Origin of the sequence: Flavobacterium album, assembly GCF_003096035.1 — a bacterium.
Classification (GTDB): Bacteria; Bacteroidota; Bacteroidia; order Flavobacteriales; family Flavobacteriaceae; genus Flavobacterium; species Flavobacterium album.
On the sequence record NZ_CP029186.1, the window covers coordinates 72,045 to 93,354 of the forward strand.

21 protein-coding genes are annotated in these 21,310 nt (G+C 45.4%); 17 read left to right on the forward strand and 4 right to left on the reverse strand.

Features of this window, described 5'->3' with window-relative positions:
- Positions 1 to 101: 101 nt before the first annotated feature.
- The 8 genes from murB (at position 102) to gap (ending at position 8,332) form a co-directional block, all read left to right on the forward strand.
- On the forward strand, positions 102 to 1,115 hold the full coding sequence (murB, locus tag HYN59_RS00225) for a UDP-N-acetylmuramate dehydrogenase (protein ID WP_108776351.1): 1,014 nt from the start codon (positions 102 to 104) through the stop codon (positions 1,113 to 1,115).
- 250 nt (positions 1,116 to 1,365) lie between these two features.
- A complete protein-coding gene (locus HYN59_RS00230; RefSeq protein WP_146185835.1) occupies positions 1,366 to 2,043 on the forward strand; it encodes a hypothetical protein in 678 nt (225 codons plus the stop codon).
- On the forward strand, positions 2,040 to 3,509 hold the full coding sequence (locus HYN59_RS00235) for a LytTR family transcriptional regulator (protein WP_108776353.1): 1,470 nt from the start codon (positions 2,040 to 2,042) through the stop codon (positions 3,507 to 3,509). The genes HYN59_RS00230 and HYN59_RS00235 overlap by 4 nt, the downstream gene beginning before the upstream one ends.
- Positions 3,510 to 3,631: 122 nt before the next feature.
- Positions 3,632 to 4,738, forward strand: coding sequence for a glycosyltransferase (locus HYN59_RS18195; RefSeq protein WP_108776354.1), 1,107 nt, complete (start codon positions 3,632 to 3,634; stop codon positions 4,736 to 4,738).
- On the forward strand, positions 4,729 to 5,292 hold the full coding sequence (locus HYN59_RS00245) for an RNA polymerase sigma factor (protein WP_245895615.1): 564 nt from the start codon (positions 4,729 to 4,731) through the stop codon (positions 5,290 to 5,292). Before HYN59_RS18195 ends, HYN59_RS00245 begins: the two co-directional genes overlap by 10 nt.
- 154 nt (positions 5,293 to 5,446) lie before the next feature.
- Positions 5,447 to 6,289, forward strand: a complete 843-nt coding sequence (locus tag HYN59_RS00250; protein WP_108776356.1) for an energy transducer TonB — start codon at positions 5,447 to 5,449, stop codon at positions 6,287 to 6,289.
- Between the two features lie 110 nt (positions 6,290 to 6,399).
- Positions 6,400 to 7,290 (forward strand): lipoyl synthase, encoded by an 891-nt coding sequence (lipA, locus tag HYN59_RS00255; protein WP_108776357.1) that lies wholly within the window; start codon positions 6,400 to 6,402, stop codon positions 7,288 to 7,290.
- A 40-nt stretch (positions 7,291 to 7,330) separates the two neighbouring features.
- Positions 7,331 to 8,332: a type I glyceraldehyde-3-phosphate dehydrogenase gene (gene gap, locus HYN59_RS00260; protein WP_108776358.1), complete on the forward strand. Its 1,002-nt coding sequence runs from the start codon at positions 7,331 to 7,333 to the stop codon at positions 8,330 to 8,332.
- A gap of 147 nt (positions 8,333 to 8,479) precedes the next feature.
- Here the strand turns inward: gap and HYN59_RS00265 are convergent, their stop codons facing one another.
- Positions 8,480 to 9,292: a purine-nucleoside phosphorylase gene (locus HYN59_RS00265; RefSeq protein WP_108776359.1), complete on the reverse strand. Its 813-nt coding sequence runs from the start codon at positions 9,290 to 9,292 to the stop codon at positions 8,480 to 8,482.
- On the reverse strand, positions 9,264 to 10,289 hold the full coding sequence (gene lpxK / locus HYN59_RS00270; RefSeq protein ID WP_108776360.1) for a tetraacyldisaccharide 4'-kinase: 1,026 nt from the start codon (positions 10,287 to 10,289) through the stop codon (positions 9,264 to 9,266). The genes HYN59_RS00265 and lpxK overlap by 29 nt, the downstream gene beginning before the upstream one ends.
- 245 nt (positions 10,290 to 10,534) lie before the next feature.
- Between lpxK and HYN59_RS00275 the strand changes: the two genes are divergently transcribed.
- The 4 genes from HYN59_RS00275 to HYN59_RS00290 all read left to right on the forward strand — a co-directional run bounded on the left by HYN59_RS00275 (position 10,535) and on the right by HYN59_RS00290 (position 14,069).
- Positions 10,535 to 11,095, forward strand: a complete 561-nt coding sequence (locus tag HYN59_RS00275; RefSeq protein WP_146185837.1) for a hypothetical protein — start codon at positions 10,535 to 10,537, stop codon at positions 11,093 to 11,095.
- Between the two features lie 79 nt (positions 11,096 to 11,174).
- Positions 11,175 to 12,269, forward strand: a complete 1,095-nt coding sequence (locus tag HYN59_RS00280) for a Nif3-like dinuclear metal center hexameric protein (protein ID WP_108776362.1) — start codon at positions 11,175 to 11,177, stop codon at positions 12,267 to 12,269.
- A 130-nt stretch (positions 12,270 to 12,399) separates the two neighbouring features.
- Entirely contained in the window at positions 12,400 to 13,179 is a 780-nt protein-coding gene (locus HYN59_RS00285) for a zinc ribbon domain-containing protein (RefSeq protein ID WP_108776363.1), read from the forward strand.
- A complete protein-coding gene (locus tag HYN59_RS00290; protein ID WP_245895617.1) occupies positions 13,179 to 14,069 on the forward strand; it encodes an alpha/beta hydrolase in 891 nt (296 codons plus the stop codon). Before HYN59_RS00285 ends, HYN59_RS00290 begins: the two co-directional genes overlap by 1 nt.
- A gap of 82 nt (positions 14,070 to 14,151) precedes the next feature.
- Here HYN59_RS00290 and HYN59_RS00295 read toward each other — a convergent pair whose 3' ends face one another.
- Positions 14,152 to 15,816: a S8 family peptidase gene (locus HYN59_RS00295; RefSeq protein WP_108776364.1), complete on the reverse strand. Its 1,665-nt coding sequence runs from the start codon at positions 15,814 to 15,816 to the stop codon at positions 14,152 to 14,154.
- A 103-nt stretch (positions 15,817 to 15,919) separates the two neighbouring features.
- Between HYN59_RS00295 and rluF the strand changes: the two genes are divergently transcribed.
- The 5 genes from rluF to HYN59_RS00320 all read left to right on the forward strand — a co-directional run bounded on the left by rluF (position 15,920) and on the right by HYN59_RS00320 (position 20,035).
- Positions 15,920 to 16,786 (forward strand): 23S rRNA pseudouridine(2604) synthase RluF, encoded by an 867-nt coding sequence (gene rluF, locus HYN59_RS00300; RefSeq protein ID WP_108779596.1) that lies wholly within the window; start codon positions 15,920 to 15,922, stop codon positions 16,784 to 16,786.
- A 2-nt stretch (positions 16,787 to 16,788) separates the two neighbouring features.
- Positions 16,789 to 17,292: a hypothetical protein gene (locus tag HYN59_RS00305; RefSeq protein WP_108776365.1), complete on the forward strand. Its 504-nt coding sequence runs from the start codon at positions 16,789 to 16,791 to the stop codon at positions 17,290 to 17,292.
- Positions 17,293 to 17,364: 72 nt separating this feature from the next.
- Positions 17,365 to 18,255 (forward strand): helix-turn-helix domain-containing protein, encoded by an 891-nt coding sequence (locus HYN59_RS00310; protein ID WP_108776366.1) that lies wholly within the window; start codon positions 17,365 to 17,367, stop codon positions 18,253 to 18,255.
- Positions 18,256 to 18,339: 84 nt separating this feature from the next.
- Positions 18,340 to 19,185 (forward strand): SDR family NAD(P)-dependent oxidoreductase, encoded by an 846-nt coding sequence (locus HYN59_RS00315; RefSeq protein WP_108776367.1) that lies wholly within the window; start codon positions 18,340 to 18,342, stop codon positions 19,183 to 19,185.
- Positions 19,186 to 19,195: 10 nt separating this feature from the next.
- The gene (locus HYN59_RS00320) at positions 19,196 to 20,035 is read left to right on the forward strand and encodes an oxidoreductase (protein ID WP_108776368.1); all 840 of its coding nucleotides are present in this window, start codon (positions 19,196 to 19,198) and stop codon (positions 20,033 to 20,035) included.
- Positions 20,036 to 20,199: 164 nt separating this feature from the next.
- On the opposite strand, the gene HYN59_RS00325 is transcribed toward HYN59_RS00320, so the two are convergent.
- A complete protein-coding gene (locus HYN59_RS00325; protein WP_108776369.1) occupies positions 20,200 to 21,177 on the reverse strand; it encodes an SMP-30/gluconolactonase/LRE family protein in 978 nt (325 codons plus the stop codon).
- Positions 21,178 to 21,310 lie beyond the last annotated feature (133 nt).

Sequence of the window (21,310 nt, forward strand, 5' to 3'; positions counted from 1 at the left end):
TTCACTAATTTTTATTCTCATCCTGAAAAGATTCGTGTAATTCGTGAAATTCGTGGCTAAAAATCCTGTAAAACCTTATTTTTGCATTTCAAATCAAAGCCATGGAGATCCTTTCCCACTACCCTCTTAAAAACCACAACACTTTCGGAATTAGCGCTTTTGCAAAAGAGTTCGTTCAGGTGCATACTGAAGAAGAACTCGCAGAAGTTTTAAAGGAAAATAGCGGCAAAAAGCTGTTCATCCTTGGTGGGGGCAGTAATATGCTGCTTACACAGGATATTGATGCGTTGGTAATCCATATCGACATCAAAGGCAAACAGGTAACCTGGCAGGATGATGACAAAGCCCATGTACAGGCTATGGCGGGTGAGAACTGGCATGAATTTGTACTGTATTGCATTGACAATGGCTTTGGCGGACTTGAAAACCTTTCGCTGATACCCGGCAATGTAGGCACTACCCCAATCCAGAATATAGGCGCATATGGTACAGAGATAAAAGACACCTTCGTATCGTGCCGTGCCATGGATATTGCTACACAGCAGATAAGGACATTCACACAAAAAGAATGCGAATTTGGCTATCGTGAAAGCATATTTAAAGGTGCTCTGAAAGATAAATATATTATAACTTCGGTAACGTTCAGGCTTACGAAAACGAATCACAAGATCAATACTTCGTATGGCGATATTGCTGCCGAACTGACTAAAAACGGCGTAACTATTCCCACGATAAAAGATGTGAGCAATGCCGTGACTGCTATACGCCAAAGCAAGCTGCCGGATCCAAAAGAACTTGGCAATAGTGGCAGTTTCTTTAAAAACCCTATTATCACCGCCGAAGAATTTGAAAAAGTGTACATCCTGCATCCGCAAATGCCGCATTATACCGTATCGGATACCGAAGTAAAAGTACCGGCTGGCTGGCTGATCGAGCAAAGCGGCTTCAAGGGTAAGCGTTTTGGCGATGCAGGCATACACGCAAGGCAGGCACTGGTATTGGTAAACTATGGTAACGCGACCGGAAAGGAACTCCTTGACCTCTCCAAAAAGATTCAGGAAACGGTATATGATAACTTTGGCATCCGCATTGAAGCCGAGGTAAACATTATCTAAGTTATTATTCATTATTAGGTAGAATTATCCGATGCACTTTTTTTGTAAAAAAGTGCATCGTGCTATTTTATTTATTACTTTTAGTATGTTAATTCTTAATAAAAACAGCCTGCCATTCGCGCTGTTTTTTATGCATTTCACGACATTTTTTTTTGTAACACCTTTATTTGTTGTTGTTTTGGATGCAGAATTAATTCAGCCATTAATGGCTAATTATGATAAACCGTTTCAAACCTAAAAACCACACCTTATGAAATTACGTTACTTACTACCTTTTTATGCTTTGCTCATAGCGGTTTCTTTTTGCTGCCGGAAGATATCCAGCGACAAAGAAGAAGCTGCAAAAAAAGAGCAGGAAAAAGTAATTGCCACCCCTCACATGGCTGCACCCGAAACCATAACGGGTAAGCTGGAACTTGACGATGCAACGGGAATAATCTATGCTGACCTTTGGATTGGCGTATCGAGCAATGATTTTAAATATCCCGGCGACTTTAATGTCCTGCAAACAGGGGCGGGATATAAAGGCCTTTCTTTCCGCTACTATGACGCTGTGAATAATACCCGCGATACCGGAAATGACACAATTCCGCTACACGTGGTTTTCAGCTTTAAGAATGATAAAAAATGGGCTGTGAATGATTCTATCCGCGTGATGAGCCTTGATGAAAATAAGAAATCTATTTATGAGGGACTGCAGCCTTATTTTTCGGCCAGGATGGATTACTTTAAGAATGTGCCGGCATCGTATGCCGAACTCCTTGATTTTAATGACCAATGGAATGCCAAGCATCCTGATAACCCTGTAACTACAGGAAAAGGAGATGCCGCACAGAAAAATAGCAATACGAAAGAGACAAAGAAAAACTTTTTTACACCAAGGCTAACCCGCGATGACGGTATCCTGTCGCTGAAACTGAAAAAATGAAAAAACTCCTGATTTTACTGCTGCTCGCAGGCCCTGCCCTCTTTGCCCAAAAGCTTGATGCATGGCTCACCCGCGAGGCAGAAGAAGACCCGCAGGGGTATTTGCTGAAGGCCGCAAAAAAAGTCCCGGCGACACCTGCAGAGGCAGCCGGGAATTTTTTTGTGCTGGGCAAATGCTACCACAACCTGAACCGTGAAGACCTGGCGCTGAAATATTACCTGCTTTCCAGGGCTGAATTTGAAAAACTGCACCTTCAGGAACCGGTAAAGGACCTCGCGCTTGAGATCCACAGGGTCATTTCATCGCAGGAAAATTATGAGAAATACGGCACTACTTTCCTCGATGAATATTACGCTTACGCGCGAAAAACAGGATCGAAAGAGCGGCTTGCCTACGCCCTGAACGAATACGGGAAAAATGCATACGGGTTATTCGACTTTGAAGGCAGGGACAATATGGCTGTGCTGGACAGCGCAAAGGCCATCTTTGTGAAAGGCCTGCAATACGCCAACCAAACCGACAACATTGCCGCAAAGTTTAAGCTATACGCCAATCTTGGGGCGCTGGAAAGTACCCGCGGAAATTTTTCGGCGGCACGTAAATACCTTGATGAGGCACGGATATTGGTGCTTGAATCCGGTGATAAATATGAGCTGTTTGTCAACTACTACAATTATGGGAATAGCTATTTCCTTGAGGGGAATTACCCCGAAGCGCTTACCTGGTTCCTAAAAGCAGAGGCTATCCCGATACCAAAATTCAGGGCAAAAGCAACAAGGGTGCTCTATAAAAAAATGATGGAGTCGTATGACGCTGTGAACAACCAGCCCAACCGCAGGAAATACCAGGAAATGTACCTGGGGCTCGACCGGAAAATTAAGGATGAAGAACAGAATATAGCGATACACGACATCAATGTAAAATACCAGGTCGCGCAAAAGGACAGGCAGATATCATCCCTTGAGCAGTTTAAGGATAAGTTCTATCAAAACAGGCTCATATTCGGGATTTTATTGTTACTGGTGTTCTTATTGGCGCTGTATTCTTTCGTGCGATGGAAAAAGCTGGACCACCGCAAGAAAAAGCTGGAGGCTGAAAAGCAGGAGATACAGGCCGAAAAAGAGGAGATAGAAGAAATACACAGCAAAACGGTAGAAGAGCTTGAAAAGGTAAAGAATATTGTTACCGAAGGGTTTATACTCCTGAAAGACAAGACGAAGCTGTACCTGAACGACCTTATGTACATTAAAGCCGAGGATCACTACCTGCACGCCTTCAGTACCGATGGCACAAGCCATTTTGTAAGGGGGAAATTAACGCAGATACTTTCGGAGCTTCCGCCGAATTTTGTTAAGTGCCATCGTTCATACATTGTCAATTCCAATTATATCCAGTCGGTGCAGCAGGGATCGCTGATATTAAAGAACAAGGCGGAGATACCTACCTCACGGACATTCAAGCTATAAACACTCAATAAACACATTTACAATTAGTTACGTATTAACAAATGTTTATATAGTGTCAAGGCAAATAAACCGGACATATTTCATTAATTTTGCCGTCGAATTCTAAAGAAGAGGAAGCCTATATGCTCAACATTATTTTCTGTGTCTTTGCCGGAGTTGCAGTGCTGCAGCTTGTATATTACCTGGCAATACTGGGGAAATTTGCTTTTGCAACTGCCCATTCAGCAAACCCGAAACGCATCCCGGTATCGGTTATCGTGTGTGCCAAAAATGAGGCTGAAAAGGTCAGGAAATTCGTCCCCCTCCTTGCCGAACAGGATTATCCCGATTTTGAGATCGTGCTCATTGACGATGCTTCAAGCGATGAGACACTGGACCTTTTTGAGGAATTTGAACAACGATATTCCAATATAAGGTTGGTGAAAGTTGCCAATAATGAAGCCTTTTGGGGTAATAAAAAATATGCGCTTACCCTGGGCATCAAGGCGGCCAGGAAAGAATACCTCCTTTTTACCGATGCCGATTGCTATCCTGCATCAAAAAACTGGATAGCACAAATGAGCTCGCAGTTTACGCTTAACAAAACCATCGTTCTTGGCTATGGCGCTTACGAAAAAGTAAAAGGCTCTTTCCTGAACAAGATCATACGTTTTGATGCCATGCTTACAGCCTCCCAGTACTTCTCGTGGGCAAAGGCAGGCAGGCCGTATGCGGGTGAAGGACGCAATATGGCGTACAAGAAAGACGAATTTTTCAAGGTAAACGGGTATGTGGAGCACATGAGCATACGCACTGGTGAAGATTCGCTTTTCATCAACCAGTCGGCAACAAAAAAGAATACTACGATATGCTTTACACCAGAAAGCTTCACCTATAGCGAACCGAAACATTCCTTTGGGGCATGGCGCCTGCAAAAGCGAAGGGAGGTCTTTACAATGGCCTATTTCCGTCCGTTCGATAAATTCCACATACGGTTTTTCCATTGCACACAGTTTGCATTCGTAGTTTTAGCTATAGTACTGGCGGCCCTGCAGTTCAACTGGATGTTCCTGGTACCGGTAGTAGCAGTACGCTATCTCGTTACATGGCTTGTAATGGGTTACAGCGCATCGAAATTGCAGGAAAAAGATGTAGCCTGGTGGTACCCTGTTATCGAAATTATCCTTATCTTCACACAGATAAATGTCTTTCTAACGAATATTTTTTCAAAACCTGTGCATTGGAAGTAACCCCTGCATCCATACAAAAAAACATAGAAAAAGCGAAAAAAGGCGATCAGGTTGCCTTCACTTTTTTGCTGGATCATTTCTGGAATGAAGTGTATGGCTTTATGCTGAAACGCACCCAAAATGAGACCGACACAGAAGATATTGTTATAGAGACATTCGTTAAGGCATTCGATAAAATTGCCACCTACAACCCCGAATATGCATTTAACACCTGGCTGATCGCTATTGCAAAAAACGTGCACATCGACCTGCTTCGGAAAAAGAAATCATCTTTGTTTATAGAAATAACCGACGAAGAAGACCAGCAGGCCTACCGCGTTGCCGATAGCACCCCTACGGTAGAAGATCAGCTGATTACGGAACAAAACCTCTCCAGCCTTTTGAATTGCATCAAGCAACTGAAACCGCAATACCAGGAAGTGATACAGCTCCGGTATTTCCAGGAAATGAGCTATCAGGAAATTGCCGACCAGCTTGGCGAACCCCTCAACAACGTAAAGGTAAAACTGCTCCGCGCCAAAAAGCTGCTCGCTGATATTATTTCTAAAAAATAGGCTCTGAGGTTCTTAGTTGCTGAGGCCCTAAGCAGCTAAGCCACTAAGCACCTCAGCACCTTCCTCAAAGATTTAAGACATTCTTTACAATAATCCCAAACACTATATCGTTTTAGTGGTATAATCTATTTTCAAACCAAAAATCACCACTATTATGTCAAAAGTAAGCGTTTTCAACGAAGGATGGATCGACCTCGTATTTGAGGGACGAAACCAAAGCTATGGCGCGTACCAGCTACGCAAAGAAGACTCAAGGACTACTATTTTAGCCCTGATCACAGGAATTGCCCTTATGGGTACTTTGGTTGCCATTCCTGTTGTTATAAATTATTTTAAGTCCGATGAAACTGTAATAATCCCTGCTGATCCTACCTGTCCTCCAATGATCATTGAACTGGACAATACCCGTCAATTCGTTGAGCCTGAAAAGCCAAAGCCTGTTGAAACAAAACCGGTCGCACCAGCCCCTGCTACCAACATTGCTACGACTGCACACAATACTTTGGTTGCTACCAGCCAGCCTGTAACTACGCCAATACCAACAACAGCCACATTATTGTACACCAATCCGGGTAGTATTACAACAGCGGGAAATTCAACAGGAACACCATTAGGAGTACCGGAAGGAACAGGCCCTGCCACCAGCACCGGAACAGGAACTGCCCCCGGCACTGGCACTGGCATCGAAACTTCGCTGACCGTTGATGCAATGCCGATATTCCCCGGAGGCATGGATGCATTCTATGAGCAGGTGAGCCGCAGGTTCAGGACACCTGAAACAGACAGCGCTAAAACCCTGAAAGTATATGTATCCTTTGTGGTGGAGCTTGACGGCAGCATGTCGAACATCAAAGTAGGCCGCGACCCGGGCTATGGCATGGCCAATGAAGCTATAAGGGTATTGAAGTCTATTAAAACTAAATGGGAACCGGGCAAGAAAAAAGGGCAGCCGGTAAGGACGGCCTACAATCTCCCGATAACAATAAATATAAATTAACACAAAGGCCCGAAAGGGCTTTTTTTATTATAGACCATCCGATCAGGAGATAATGAACTTGTATTAGGATACGCAAATAAGTAGTATCTTTGTACCCTAAAGTTTTTACTATGGAAACTGTTTTAGATACACTACGGCCAACAGCTTCGGGCGGGCTGCTTACACCAAAGCCGAAATGGCTACGAGTAAAGCTGCCAACCGGCCAAAAATATACCGAACTCCGCGGCCTTGTAGACAAATACAAGCTGCACACGATATGCACTTCGGGCAGCTGCCCAAATATGGGCGAATGCTGGGGCGAAGGCACTGCAACGTTCATGATTCTTGGCAACATCTGTACCCGTTCCTGCGGCTTTTGCGGCGTAAAGACCGGAAGGCCGGAAACGGTAGACTGGGATGAGCCGGAGAAAGTGGCACGTTCCATTAAGCTGATGAACATTAAGCATGCCGTGATAACCAGTGTGGACCGTGACGACCTTAAAGACGGCGGATCTATCATCTGGGGAGAAACAGTGAAGGCCATCCGGAGGATGAACCCAACAACAACCCTTGAAACCCTTATACCGGATTTCCAAGGGATAGAACGCAATATTGACCGCATCATACAGGTAGCCCCGGAAGTGGTTTCGCACAACATGGAAACTGTGAAGAGGCTTACCCGCGAGGTGCGTATCCAGGCTAAATACGAGCGCAGCCTTGAAGTGCTTCGTTACCTGAAAGATAATGGCATCAACCGCACAAAAACGGGTATTATGCTTGGCCTTGGCGAAAGGGAAGATGAAGTGATCCAAACCATGCACGACCTGCGCGAGGTCAATCTTGATGTACTGACCATAGGCCAGTATTTACAGCCAAGCAAAAGGCACCTGCCGGTAAAAGAGTTCATCACCCCGGAACAGTTCGAAAAATATGAGAAAATCGGCCTGGAACTTGGTTTCCGCCATGTGGAAAGCGGGGCATTGGTACGTTCATCGTATAAAGCACAGAAGCATATACTTTAATAGTTGACGGTTGACAGTTTAAAGTTGACAGTTTAGAGAAATGACCAAAAAAACAAAAATCGCCATTAATGGTTTCGGGCGTATAGGCCGCAACCTTTTCAGGCTTTTATTAGACCACCCAACCATTGAGGTGGCCGCAATAAATGATATTGCCGACACGCGGACCATGGCGCACCTGATAAAGTATGACAGCATACACGGCATACTTCCCTACGAGGTTTCGCATGACGACAATTCACTTATCATAAACGGAAAATCCTACCCTTACTTTAGTAAAAAAAATGTCGGCGATCTTGACTGGAAGGCTCTTGATATTACTATTGTGGTAGAATCTACCGGGAAATTCAAGACACTTGAAGAAGCAGAGCAGCATATTAACGCAGGTGCCAAAAGGGTGATCCTCTCCGCCCCGCCGGAAGACGACCGCATCAAGACCGTAGTTTTAGGCGTGAACGAACATATACTGGATGGAACCGAGAATGTGGTCTCTAATGCCAGCTGTACTACCAACAATGCCGCCCCGATGATGAAGGTCATCCATGACCTTTGCGGTATTGAACAGGCTTACATTATTACAGTCCACTCCTACACTACCGACCAAAGCCTTCACGACCAACCACACAAAGACCTCCGCAGGGCAAGGGCGGCTTCGCAATCTATAGTACCGACTACTACTGGTGCAGCGAAGGCATTGACCAAGATATTCCCTGAATTTTTAGGCAAAATAGGCGGCGGTGGCATACGTGTACCTGTACCTGATGGCTCGCTGACCGATATTACCTGCTATGTAAAGCGTGAAGTGAGCATAGAGGAGATCAATGCTGCGTTTAAGGCTGCTGCCGAAGGTGAACTGAAGGGCATCCTGGCCTATACCGAAGACCCAATCGTATCGGTTGACATTATCGGGAACCGCAATTCCTGCCTTTTTGATTCACAGCTAACATCAGTTATTGATAAAATGGTGAAGGTGGTAGGCTGGTACGATAATGAGGTAGGGTATTCTTCGAGGATAATTGATCTGATTGAGTTTTTGGAACGTTAAATTGGAACGCGGATGACGCGGATATGGCGGATTTACACGGATTTTAAGCCGGACGTTCTTCATTTCGACGATAGTAGAAATCTCGCGTCAATATTGAGATTTCTCCTATCGTCGAAATGGAACAAACGGCCCTAACTGAAAAACTGATTAATACTTAATAATCAATTCCTTTATTAGTGCACGCACCTTTGGTTCGGCATTTTTGGCAGCGATAAGCACTTCGTCATGGTTTACGTTATCGATGCTGTCTTCCTGGCCCATATCGGTAATTACAGAGATGCCGAATACCTCCATGTCCATATGCCTTGCCACGATCACTTCGGGAACGGTAGACATCCCTACGCAGTCGGCGCCCAGTACTTTAACCATTCGATATTCTGATAATGTTTCGAATGTTGGCCCCTGCAGTCCCAAATAGATACCATCTTTTACATCGACGCCCTGTTCAATGGCAATCTCTTTGGCCTTGTTGATCATCTTGCGGCTGTACGGCTCACCCATGTTCACGAAACGTGGCCCAAAGCGTTCATCATTCTTACCTCTCAGCGGGTGTTCCGGCATCATGTTGATATGGTCGTAAATAAGCACGATATCGCCCACTTTATAGAACGGGTTCACCCCTCCGGAAGCATTGGAAACGATTAGTTTTTCTACGCCCAAGTACTTCATAACGCGAACAGGGAACGTCACCTCCTGCATGCTGTAGCCTTCGTAGTAGTGAAAACGCCCCTGCATGGCCACGACATTATTCCCGGCAATCTTTCCAAATATAAGCGCCCCCTTATGGCCTTCCACTGTTGAAACAGGGAAGTTGGGAATCTCATTATAAGGCAGTGTGAATCCTACCTCAATATCATCGGTAAATCCGCCCAGGCCGGAGCCTAAAATAACACCATAACGCGGCGTGAAGTTTGTTTTTTCGGCAATATACTTAACGGTTTGCTGTACTTTTTCCCACATAGTCGAGTAGTGTTTTATCAAAGTCATCCCCTCCGGCTATAAAACGGCTTTTGATGGGCAGGTAAAAAAGCTTCTCTTTCGGGAGCCTGCCTTTCAGCCGCATAAAATCCTTTTCGGTAGTGATGACCAGTTTATCTTTTGTTTGTTTGTTTATATCTTCAATTTCTTTTTCGGTAAAATCATGATGGTCCGGAAAGGCAAGCGCAATATCGCTTTTACCCTTCACATGATCAAAAAAAAGTTTTGGCTTGGCGATACCTGCCACAAGCACTTTAAGCACATCCGAGACAGCTTCAAGACTCCTTTCACCCTCTTCCGAATATAAGGCATTATCATAGTCGATGCAAGTAAAATATACTTTTTGTCTGGCTTCCGGCCTAAGTTTTTTTACGATGATATCCTGCGCTTCTGCTGAAAGGCCCTGCGGACATTTGGTTACCACAATCACATTCGCCCTGTGCGCTCCGCTCCTGCCCTCCCTGAGATTCCCTGCCGGAAGTATGAGGTCATCGGCATACAGGTCGCCATAAGCCGTAAGCAATATATAAAACCCTGCCTTCACGCGGCGGTGCTGGTAGGCATCATCAAGCAATATAACCTCAGGCTTTGGAAAAAGCGAAAGCAGGTTCTCAATGCCGTTCTTCCTGTCGGCATCTACAGCTACACGGATATTTGGGAACTTAGTGTGGAACTGGTACGGCTCATCCCCCAGCGTATCAGCACTACTGCTGCTATCTGCAAGTACAAAACCTTTCGATTTTCGCTTATAGCCACGGCTCAGTGTTGCCACCTTATAGTTACCGGAAAGCAGCCGTACAAGATATTCCGTCTGCGGTGTTTTGCCGGTACCACCAGTGCTCAGGTTACCAATTGCGATCACGGGGACAGGAAAGCTATGGGATGTAAAGATGCCTTTATCGTATAGAAAATTCCTTACTGCGGTAACAGCCCAATAGATCAGGGAAAAAGGGAATAAAATTTTTCTCAGGAAATCCATGCGGCGAAGATACGATTTTCGATGAACTCCCTTGTGCAGGGCTGCCAAATATTCTGATTTGCAGGTAAAATGCGGGAACTTCAATTGAAGGAGATAATAGTAACAATTTTTATTCGGTAAAAAATAATGTTTAACGCTTTTATTTTAGGTTTTTAGAAAGTTTTTTCATTTTTTTGCTCCACGCAAAACAATTAATGCTCACAAACATGAAAAAATTAATACTATCCATAGCTATTCTGGCAGTAATGACATTCGCAGCCTGCTCTGACGATGAGAAGGATTACACGCCGCATTACACGATATGCCAGCACTGCGACATCCCCGAAGAGGATGGCTATGAAGTATGTACCGGAGACAATGGCAATGCTTATGTGGGTAATGCAGACACAGGAATAGAAACATCTCATTATTTTGAACTTTTTTGCGACAATGTACCAGAAATTCCAGGCGGTGGCGGCGGAACGACATATACAGACTGCGTACTGTGTATATCGGATGCGCATCCTGAAGGTGTAAAAATATGCAAGGGCACAAATGGTAATGCGTTTACATTTGTTGGCGATACGGCGACCGACACCGGAGAAGCATATGCAACTTTCCTTACGTCACAAAATTGCACAAGCGCAGAACCTATTGAAGAAGATGTACCTTTGACAAATTGTGTAACCTGTATGGCTGAAGGAATAAACGTTGGCGATATTTGCAAAGGTTCAAACGGACACGCGTATGATGGAAATACAGATACGGGACAACCTTATCAAGACTACATTAATTTCCTTCAAATGGGGGGCGCAACCTGCGAATAAAAATATCTATATCTCTAAACCGCTCTCTTCAGGGCGGTTTTTTTTTGCTTAACTTTGAAATCCTACTTAAAACAGCTGCATGAAAATAAAAGACATTATTGCAATACTGGAAGAAATGGCTCCTTTGGCATATGCCGAAGATTTTGATAATGTAGGGCTGCTTACTGGCAACGCCAGTGATGAAGCAAAAGGTGTTTTGGTATGCCACGATGCTTTGGAGAATGTTATTGATGAGGCTATAGCCAAAAACTGCAATGTGGTAGTGTGTTTCCACCCTATCTTATTTTCCGGGCTGAAAAAAATCACCGGTAAAAATTATGTGGAGCGCGCCGTAATAAAAGCCATAAAAAACGATATTGCCATCTATGCCGTTCATACCGCGCTCGACAACCATAAGCATGGCGTGAACAGGATATTCTGCGATGCGCTTGGATTGAAAAACACAAAAATATTGGTACCGAAAGAAGGCTTTATCCGGAAACTTGTCACCTACACCATTGCCGAAAACCATGAAAAACTCCGCAATGCGCTGTTTGATGCAGGGGCAGGTAATATCGGCAATTATGAGAATTGCAGCTTCAACAGCCAGGGGCTCGGTACCTACCAGGGCAATGCCGACAGCAATCCGCAGATTGGCGAGCGCGGCGAATTTACAGAAACACAGGAGATAAAGATCGAAGTAACTTTCGAGAAGCACCTCGAAGGTAAAATATTAAAAGCGCTTTTCAGCAACCATGTGTATGAGGAAGTGGCTTATGAAATTTACAGCCTTGAAAACCGCCACCAGAACATAGGCCTCGGCATGACGGGTGAGCTTAAAACACCAATGACAGAAAAAGAATTCCTGGAATTTGTAAAAGAAAAAATGCAGGCAGGCGGCATACGCCATAGTGCATTTACCGGACGGGATGTGAGAAAGGTAGCCGTTCTGGGCGGTTCAGGCAGTTTTGCAATCAAAAGCGCCATCGCGGCGGGGGCGGATGTTTTCCTTACAGCCGACCTGAAATACCACCAGTTCTACGAAGCGGAAGGAAAGCTGCTTTTGGCCGACATAGGCCATTTTGAGAGCGAACGCTTTACAAAGGATTATATGGCGGGCTTCCTTTCTGAAAGGATTGCGCATATTCCGGTAGTGCTTTCCGGCGAGGATACAAATCCTGTATATTATTTATAGTGTTATAAAAGCGGCTTTGATAAGGCATTGGGACAAAAAAAAATTTAGTTGTCCATCTTAGGAAAAAATTCCCTAATTTTGCAATCATTTTATCGGAATAGAATACAAATCCAGTTAAGTACTTATACATATGGCGAATACCAAGGAACTGAGTGTTGAAGACAAATTAAGGGCACTTTATGATCTGCAATTGATCGACTCCAGAATTGATGAAATCAGGAACGTGAGGGGCGAGCTTCCTCTTGAGGTGGAAGATCTTGAAGATGAAGTTGCCGGGCTAAGCACAAGGCTTGAGAAGCTTAAGACTGACCTTGAATCTATTGAGGAGCAGATAAAAGAGAAAAAAGGCGCTATTGAAGACCACAAAGCAGCCATTAAAAAATATACAGAGCAGCAAAAGAATGTGCGCAATAACCGCGAATTCAACTCACTAAGTAAAGAGATTGAATTCCAGGAGCTTGAGATACAACTTGCCGAAAAGCAAATCAGGGAAATGAAGGCTTCTATCGAGCACAAGACAGAAACCATTGCCCAGTCTTCGGAGAGACTTGAAGCCAAAACTTCGCACCTTAGCCACAAAAAATCTGAGCTTGACGCTATCATGGCCGAAACCGAGAAAGAAGAAAGCTTCCTTATCGAAAAATCGGCTGAATATGAAGGCATGATCGAAGAGAGGCTTCTCAATGCCTACAAAAGGATCAGGACCAGCGTGAGGAACGGCCTTGCCGTGGTTTCTATCGAAAGGGGCGCTTCTGCAGGTTCTTTCTTTACCATCCCGCCGCAAACGCAGATGGAGATCGCTGCCCGCAAAAAGATCATTACTGATGAGCATAGCGGAAGAATCCTTGTTGACAGCTCGCTTGCTGACGAAGAAAGAGAGAAAATGGAACAATTGTTCTCAAAAATATAATGACGAAGCCCCCGCACACCGGGGGCTTTTTAATTGCCATGCGGAAAGCCTTTACGTATATCATGACTAAGCTGCTCGGGTTATACATCAACATACTTAGCTACATTTCCCCAAAGAAAGCCACAAAGCTGGCCTATCGTTTTTTTAGCGAGCCCCGTAGCGGAAGGCTGCTGAAAGAGCAGTTGCCGGATGTCCTGAAGAAAGCGCATGCCGAGATGGTTACACACGGTGAATTCGTTTTCCCGATGTACACCTGGAAAGGCAATGACACCAAAGTATTACTGGTACATGGCTGGGAAAGCAATGCTTCCCGCTGGGAGGAATTTATCGGGTACCTGAAGCGTTCCGGGAGCACTGTAATAGCGCTTGACGCCCCTGCACACGGGCTATCATCGGGGGTGGAATTCAATGTGCCCCGTTATGCTGAATTTATAGACGTAGTGGTAAAGAAATTTAGCCCGCATTATCTTGTAGGGCATTCCCTTGGCGGAGCAACAGCGTTGTATTACCAGTCGCATTACCCTAATGACAGCATCGAAAAACTGGTGATTCTCGGAGCGCCATCCGACCTCAACACGCTGCTTACCAATTATGCCGGGCTGCTGAACCTCAACAGCAATGTATTCCTGCTGCTCAGGAAACATTTTTTCGATCATTTCAGGATAAAGACCGACGAGTTTTCGGGCAGTGTGTTTGCTTCGAAAATAAAAGTAAAGGGCTTGCTCGCCCATGATGTAAATGACGATATAGTAGCCTATAAAGAAGGAAAAAAAATAGCGGAAGCGTGGCCTGCAGCCGAGTTTGTTACAACAAAGGGGCTTGGGCACAGCATGCACGATGAAAAGCTGTACAACCGCATTTATGATTTCCTTTTCGATAAAAAAGCTTAGCCACAAATTACCCGAATTTCACCAATCAATGGCTGGTTCACATAACCTGTGGCTAATGATATAGCAGAAATTATCCGCTTTATTATTTTTTGATCACCCTCTTCGAAACAGTTTTATCACCATCGGTAACCTTTACAATATAGATGCCTTTCGACAAACTGCTGAAGTCGATCTGCTGCCCATTGTCGGCTAAAACGACACTATTTACTAACTGGCCAAGCGAATTGTATACTTCTGCTTTTGCATTACCGGAAAAACCATCAGCTGTAAGCGTAAGCCTGTCCTGCACCGGGTTGGGATATACTGCGAAAGATGCTATCTCAGCAGTTGGTGTCCCAAGCATATTGGCAATTTCGGCAATAGCGTTTTCCATATTAGGGATCGGGCCTATGGGTGTGTCTTCTGTAGCTGCGCCCTGCGGCGTACCGGTAGCAATAAGCAGGTCCCTCATTTGAGGCCCCGTAAGGTATTCGCCGGTAAGGCTATGATAATAGGATTGCAATACGGCCACGCATGAAGACACGATTGGGGTGGCCGAGCTGGTTCCGGAAAACATGGTATACGACTGGTTGAAATCGCCCCCCACCTGAAGCACATCGCCATACCCGGATGAATAAACCCCTTGTCCCCAGGCATGCACATCTACCCTGCTGCCATAGGTACTAAAATCAAGGCGTTCGTGCTGTGTATTGTTAGAGCCTGCCCCAACTATTATAGCGCCGCTGTTTCCGCGATTCCTATAGGATTGGTATGCCGGGTCGTCAAGGTCTTCGTGCCCGTTACCCGCTGCCGCAACGATAACAATACCGGAATCGGTAGCAGCTTTGGTAAGGTTCCACACCACATGGTTGTACTCCGCAGGGCAATAATCGCCAAGTGCACCTGTCATTTGCAATTCATAAATAAGCAGGTCGCCTTCTGTAGAATTAGCAATGGCCTGGGTTATAGCATTGATCCTGTTATAGCCAGATGTGGGATATTCTGTAAAAAGAATCATCTCATTGGCACCATTCGCCATACCGGAGATACCGTAACTGCCTTTATCAGCATACACGATACCAAATACTGCGGTGCCATGTTCGGTAAAGTCAGTAGATGCATCCGGGGAAACTTCCATCGCATGGCTTACATTTCTTTCATTAAGTTCTTCATGGTCGAGGTTTACACCATACTCCACATCCCTGATATTAATATTTTGCCCGTTAAGTTCCATATTCCAGGCATAGATCATATTAACCCCGGCTGAACTATTGAGATACGTCTGCAATGGCTGCCTGTTTGGTGTTATAGGTTCGATATCATACGGAGGCTGTATTGGCTGCGCTGACATAAGGCTGCAATATTCAACGCCGTCAAGCTTTTCAAGCGCCGTAGCCAGTTCCAGCAATCTTTCGTTGGTAGGATTGGCAACAGAAAGCTCAAAAATATTCCTCAGCTTTGCTACCGACGCACTGCTGCCTGTATTTTTTATAGCCAAAGCTTCCATCTGCTGTAATTTTTCTTCAGGAATGGCAATTGCTTTTGCAGGTATAATGGCATATTCTGCAGCAAGCTTTTCGAACCCCGGAGCAACTGCAGCAATCGCCTGTGAATAATCCTGGTTGGCGTTTACAGGCATTTTAAGCGAAACGTACAGCCTGTGCTGTGTACTTCCTTTTTCAAGGTGAAAGTCCCCCTTTACGCTTTGGGCGAAAGATGCACCGCAAAACAGGAATGAAAGGGCAATAAGGGTAATTTTAATCTTCATGCTTATTTATTGTAATTAAATCAGTTATAGCAATTTTCATGTAAAGCAAAGATACACGATTGAGTGTATGATTGTGCTCGGCAAAATATTATATTTTTGCAATATGGAAGAAGAACTGAAGCGCCTGAATAAATTTATATCCGAAACCGGCTACTGCTCGCGCCGCGAAGCCGACAAACTCATTGAGGAAGGCCGCGTAACCCTAAACGGAATCGTTCCTGAAATGGGCACTAAGGTAGGCCTGAATGACGAAGTACGCATAGACGGCAAGCTCATCAGGGAGAAAACGGCAAAGCATGTTTACCTTGCCTTCAACAAGCCTGTGGGGATAGAATGTACCACCAACCAGGAGGTGCGGAACAACATTGTAGACTACATCAATTACCCGAAGCGCATCTTCCCTATCGGGAGGCTGGATAAGGCCAGTGAGGGCCTGATTTTCATGACCGATGATGGCGACATCGTAAACAAGATACTCCGCGCCCGCAACAATCACGAAAAAGAATATATCGTTACGGTAAACAAACCGATAACCGACCGTTTTATACAGCGCATGAGCAACGGCATCCCTATACTCGATACCGTGACGCGCGAATGCAAGGTAGAGCAGGTGAGCCGGTACATCTTCCGCATCGTGCTTACACAGGGCCTCAACCGCCAGATACGCCGTATGTGCGAATACCTGGATTATGAAGTGACCGCCCTGAAGCGCATCCGCATCATCAATATTTCGCTGGATGTACCCGTGGGCCGCTACAGGGAACTTACGCCTGCCGAAGTAAAACAACTCAATAAGCTGATCGAGCCATCAAGCAAGACCGAGGAGGCGAGTTATCTCCCTCCAACACAAAGCCCCCTAACCCCAAAAGGGGGAACAGCTACAGGGAAGCCGTCAAATACACGGAACAATCCGAGAAATTTTGGGCGAAAGCCAAATGACAGGACTGGGAATAATCCGGGAAGGAAATAGTTATGAAAAATATCAGCCTAATAGCCGGAATATCTATACTCGTTTTATCTTGTGCGAAACCGAAAAAAGAAAGCACTACCGCTATTGCCGAAGATGCAGCAATTATTGAAAAAGATACAATAAATCATGGCTATAACGAGCTTGCAGGTGACAGGGAAATGACATTAACAGTATCTGACTATAATACTGACAATCCTGAAATACAAATTGAAAGGCCTGATAAAAGTAGTGTTGAGACTTCACTAGACACAACGCTGCTTTTTAATGCATGGACTTTAGATAATGAAGGCCCACATGCCGATTTTGTTTTTTCACCAAAAAGCTTCTTTGTAGTCGATTATGACGGCAATGGCGATATGCCCTATGAACTTAAGGGAAACCATTTGAAGATATATTATAATGATTTCATCCAGGAAGGTGAGATACTTTCCGTGAGTAAAGATTCTCTAAAGATCAGGTGGAGGGATGCTGGTATCGCTGCCTATGCAAAATGGAAGGACAATTAAGCATTCGAATTATCAGTAATATAACAAGAAAATAATTTTGCTACCTTTGTTTGAATTTTACAATTTAAGACTATGGAACGCGAAACACTGCAGGAATTTTACAGGCATAAATTCGACACCGTACCCGAAGAGCAGCCCGGCGCAGGACATTTTAATGTATTCCGTCTTGAGGACTGCATGAAGCAGGGAGTTCCCATTTATTCCCGTAAGGACTTTTACAAGATCGTGCTTATTCGCGGCACCAACCGTTACCACTATGCCGACAAAAGCCTGGAGATGAGCGGCCCCAACCTGATGTTCCTGAATCCGCAGGTGCCCTATACCTGGGAGGCTATTGATGGCGAGATCACCGGATATTTCTGCATATTTACTACTGATTATGTTACTGCCAGGATGCGCGGCAACATCAACGACCTGCCGATGTTCGTTCCCGGAGGAAAGCCGGCCTACCCATTGAACGTAAAGCAGGATGCGGCAGTTTCCGCCTTGTTTGAAAAAATGCTGGAGGAGATACATTCGGATTATACCTTTAAATACGACCTGGTTTTTAATTACCTCAACGAGCTGATTCACCTTGCACTAAAGACCGAACCCGCCGAAAGCCTTTATGAGCACCCTAATGCCAACTCGCGCATTACGGCTGTATTTAACGAACTACTGGAAAGGCAATTCCCCATAGAAACACCAGTACAGCGTTTTACAATGCGCTCGGCAAGCGACTATGCCAACAGCCTGGCCATCCATGTGAACCACCTGAACCGCGCCGTGAAAACAACGACCGGTAAAACCACCAGCACCCTGATAGGAGAACGCATTTTAGCAGAGGCTAAAGCGCTCCTAAAACACACCGACTGGAATATCTCTGAAATCAGCAACAGCCTCGGGTTCGAGGAAGCATCGCATTTCAATAACTTTTTCAGGAAACTCACCTCGGTTACACCTTCCAAATTCAGGGCTGTTTGATTTTTACAAGTATTGGTTTGAAGTCTGTAATAACTACATAAGATCACCACCCTAATTTTGTACTGTAAATAATAACAGTACGATATGGAAACTTCAAACAAAAAAACATGGTTTGTTACCGGCGCATCCAAAGGATTGGGGCTTGCACTGGTAAAACAACTTTTGGCGCTCGGGCAAAACGTAGCGGCAACATCCAGAAACCCTGAAGCACTGACCGCAGCCGTGGGCGGCGCAACCGCAAACCTGCTTCCACTTTATGCCGACCTGGCTGATGACACCTCTGTAAGACAAGCCATATCAGCAACAGCCGAAAAATTCGGCACCGTAGATGTTGCGGTAAACAATGCGGGCTATGGCATTGGCGGAAGCCTTGAAGAGCTTACCGATACAGAAGTCAGGCAGAGTTTCGACATCAATGTGTTCGGCACGATCAACGTCATACGAAATGTGCTGCCTATCATGCGGGAACAAAAAAGCGGGCATATCATTAACATCTCTTCCATTGCCGGAATGGCTGCCACAACAGGATGGGCTGCCTATGCCGCCACTAAATTTGCCGTTACCGGGCTTACTGAAGTGCTGGCAGAAGACGTGCGTGAATTTGGGATCACTGCCACAGTAGTGCTTCCGGGCGGATTCCGCACCAGCTTCCTCGATAAAGATTCTATTGTCATTGCCGAAAAACGTATTGACGCTTACACCACCATGCGCGAAGCACAGGAAAGGCTGCTACAGCTTGATGGAAAACAGGGCGGCGACCCGGAAAAGGCAGCTGCACTTATGATAAGCACCGCATTCGCAGAGCATCCGCCTTTGCGCCTGTTTTTGGGCAGCGATGCCTACAAGCGCGCAGTGACAAAGGTAGAAACGCTCACAAAAGAGCTGGAATCAGCGAGGGAGACAATAATCTCAACAGATCACAACAACTAAAAACAACATTATGAGCAATAACAAAACATGGTTTATTACCGGTGCCTCAAAAGGCTTCGGGCTGCTGTTCATTCAGCAATTATTGGAGAAGGGCGACAATGTTGCCGCAACATCACGCAGCATATCACAGTTAAAGGACGCTGCTGCAACCGAACACAAAAATTTCCTCCCGCTCGAAATGCAGATCACCGACGAACAAAGCGTTGCCAACGCTATCGATGCTACTATCTCGAAATTCGGGCGTATCGATAATGTGGTGAATAATGCGGGCTATGGCGTGGTAGGCGCTATCGAAGAATTGAGCGATGACGAATCAAGGCAGAATTTTGACGTGAACGTGTTCGGTTCGCTGAACGTTATACGCCAGGTATTGCCGCACCTTCGCAAGCAGGGTTCGGGGCATATCTTTAATATCTCGTCGATCGGTGGGCTTACAGGCAGCTTCCCCGGCTTTGGCATTTACTGCGCTACAAAATTTGCAGTAGCCGGATTTACCGAGGCGCTTTCGGTGGAGGCCAAGCCATTCGGCATTAATGTGACACTGGTACTGCCGGGTTATTTCAGGACGAACTTCCTGGAATCCGATTCGCTTTCAGTTTCGAAAAACCCAATGGCTGAATACAAAGATGTGAGGGCAGTGCAGGAAGTACACCAGCAGCAGATCAACGGCAACCAGCCCGGCGATCCGGTCAAAGGTGTGGCGGCAATGATTAAAATTGCCGAAACAGAAAACCCGCCGCTGTATTTGTTCTTAGGCACAGATTCCGTTGCCATGGCAGAGCAAAAGACGGCATTCCTCCAAAATGAAATTGAGGCGTGGCGCGGCGTGAGCGAGTCGACTGACTTTTAAGTAATTTAAATTGAAGAAACCTCCTTCGGGAGGTTTTTGTGTTTATTGGTTCGGGAATTATTTTTTATTTCACGCAAAGTCGCAAAGCCGCTAAGACTCATGCCGGAAGCAGAACGTTTTAAGCCGCAAAGTATTGGATGCAATCTTTAGCTAATACTACTGAATTATTTCAGCTTCACCCTGCACAAATAATGATGCGCCGTAATATAAAGGTAGCCATCAGCACCGAAATTACAGTTGGCAGTTGGCACGCCCGTTTCTATCTTGCCAAGCAGTTTGCCTTTCGGCGAAATAACGACAATACCATTCGCGGCAGCGGCATAGATATTCCCGGCAGCATCTGTCTTAATGCCATCGGCAGCACCGTTGCTTACCTCCTTATGCTCCCGGAAATCGAAGAAGATCTTTCCTGTACCTACTACCCCATCTTTATCGACAGCATAGGCCATAATATAAGGGTTAGCGCCATCGGTATGGCTAACGTACAGAATCGTTTCATCCGGCGATAAAGCAACACCATTAGGGCGCTTTAAATTGCTTTGGAATTGCACTACACTACCTTTGGTATCCACACTGTACACGCCTTCCACATCAATCTCCCTGTTTTTCGTGTCATTCTCCCTGCCGGGAAGGCCGTATATCGGGTCGGTGAAATAATAAGTCCCGCTGCTGTGGCGGCAGATGTCGTTAGGCGAATTGAAGCGCTTGCCCTGCCAGTTATCGGCAATAGTAACTTTGCCTCCACCCGAGAGGTTCATTTTGGAAATTCGGCGGTCGCCATGTTCACAGGCTACGAGCTCGCCGGCAGGATTTACCAACAGACCGTTAGAACCCGGCTCATCGCTGTACTGTCCAATACCGGTATAGCCTGACGGCTTCAGGAAAGGCTGCAGCCCATTCTTTTCATCCCAGCGGAAAATGGTATTCTGCGGCGCATCAGAAAACAGGAGGTAGCCGCCGTCTTTTACCCATACCGGCCCTTCCGCCCATTTTAGCCCTGTGGCTATTACCTCTATTTTGGCATCCGCCGAAACCAGTTTGGAGAATAACGGGTCATAGGTAATTATTTTGCCGAGGGTTGGGTATGTTTGCTGGGCGTAAGATGAAAGGCTTATAAGTAGTATAATTAGAAGGTTTTTCATTGATTATTATTTGAAGTATTTAAAGCACACATCGACAAAGATTAAGTTATAGATTCTAAAATACATACAACGAAGCACGTTCTTCCATTTCGACGAAGGAGAAATCTCTACTTCGCAGTAGTTCTGAGATTTC

Excerpts from the sequence above, each read along its gene's own strand:
- HYN59_RS00275 (WP_146185837.1), top strand. The coding sequence starts at position 10,535 with ATGACATTCGCAGCCTGCTCTGACGATGAGAAGGATTACACGCCGCAT.
- HYN59_RS00325 (WP_108776369.1), bottom strand. The coding sequence starts at position 21,177 with ATGAAAAACCTTCTAATTATACTACTTATAAGCCTTTCATCTTACGCC.
- HYN59_RS00290 (WP_245895617.1), top strand. The coding sequence starts at position 13,179 with ATGACGAAGCCCCCGCACACCGGGGGCTTTTTAATTGCCATGCGGAAA.
- HYN59_RS00285 (WP_108776363.1), top strand. The coding sequence starts at position 12,400 with ATGGCGAATACCAAGGAACTGAGTGTTGAAGACAAATTAAGGGCACTT.
- HYN59_RS00235 (WP_108776353.1), top strand. The coding sequence starts at position 2,040 with ATGAAAAAACTCCTGATTTTACTGCTGCTCGCAGGCCCTGCCCTCTTT.
- HYN59_RS00265 (WP_108776359.1), bottom strand. The coding sequence starts at position 9,292 with ATGTGGGAAAAAGTACAGCAAACCGTTAAGTATATTGCCGAAAAAACA.
- HYN59_RS00305 (WP_108776365.1), top strand. The coding sequence starts at position 16,789 with ATGAAAAATATCAGCCTAATAGCCGGAATATCTATACTCGTTTTATCT.
- HYN59_RS00250 (WP_108776356.1), top strand. The coding sequence starts at position 5,447 with ATGTCAAAAGTAAGCGTTTTCAACGAAGGATGGATCGACCTCGTATTT.
- lpxK (WP_108776360.1), bottom strand. The coding sequence starts at position 10,289 with ATGGATTTCCTGAGAAAAATTTTATTCCCTTTTTCCCTGATCTATTGG.
- gap (WP_108776358.1), top strand. The coding sequence starts at position 7,331 with ATGACCAAAAAAACAAAAATCGCCATTAATGGTTTCGGGCGTATAGGC.
- HYN59_RS00315 (WP_108776367.1), top strand. The coding sequence starts at position 18,340 with ATGGAAACTTCAAACAAAAAAACATGGTTTGTTACCGGCGCATCCAAA.
- HYN59_RS00310 (WP_108776366.1), top strand. The coding sequence starts at position 17,365 with ATGGAACGCGAAACACTGCAGGAATTTTACAGGCATAAATTCGACACC.
- rluF (WP_108779596.1), top strand. The coding sequence starts at position 15,920 with ATGGAAGAAGAACTGAAGCGCCTGAATAAATTTATATCCGAAACCGGC.
- HYN59_RS00280 (WP_108776362.1), top strand. The coding sequence starts at position 11,175 with ATGAAAATAAAAGACATTATTGCAATACTGGAAGAAATGGCTCCTTTG.
- HYN59_RS00320 (WP_108776368.1), top strand. The coding sequence starts at position 19,196 with ATGAGCAATAACAAAACATGGTTTATTACCGGTGCCTCAAAAGGCTTC.
- HYN59_RS00295 (WP_108776364.1), bottom strand. The coding sequence starts at position 15,816 with ATGAAGATTAAAATTACCCTTATTGCCCTTTCATTCCTGTTTTGCGGT.
- HYN59_RS18195 (WP_108776354.1), top strand. The coding sequence starts at position 3,632 with ATGCTCAACATTATTTTCTGTGTCTTTGCCGGAGTTGCAGTGCTGCAG.
- HYN59_RS00230 (WP_146185835.1), top strand. The coding sequence starts at position 1,366 with ATGAAATTACGTTACTTACTACCTTTTTATGCTTTGCTCATAGCGGTT.
- lipA (WP_108776357.1), top strand. The coding sequence starts at position 6,400 with ATGGAAACTGTTTTAGATACACTACGGCCAACAGCTTCGGGCGGGCTG.
- murB (WP_108776351.1), top strand. The coding sequence starts at position 102 with ATGGAGATCCTTTCCCACTACCCTCTTAAAAACCACAACACTTTCGGA.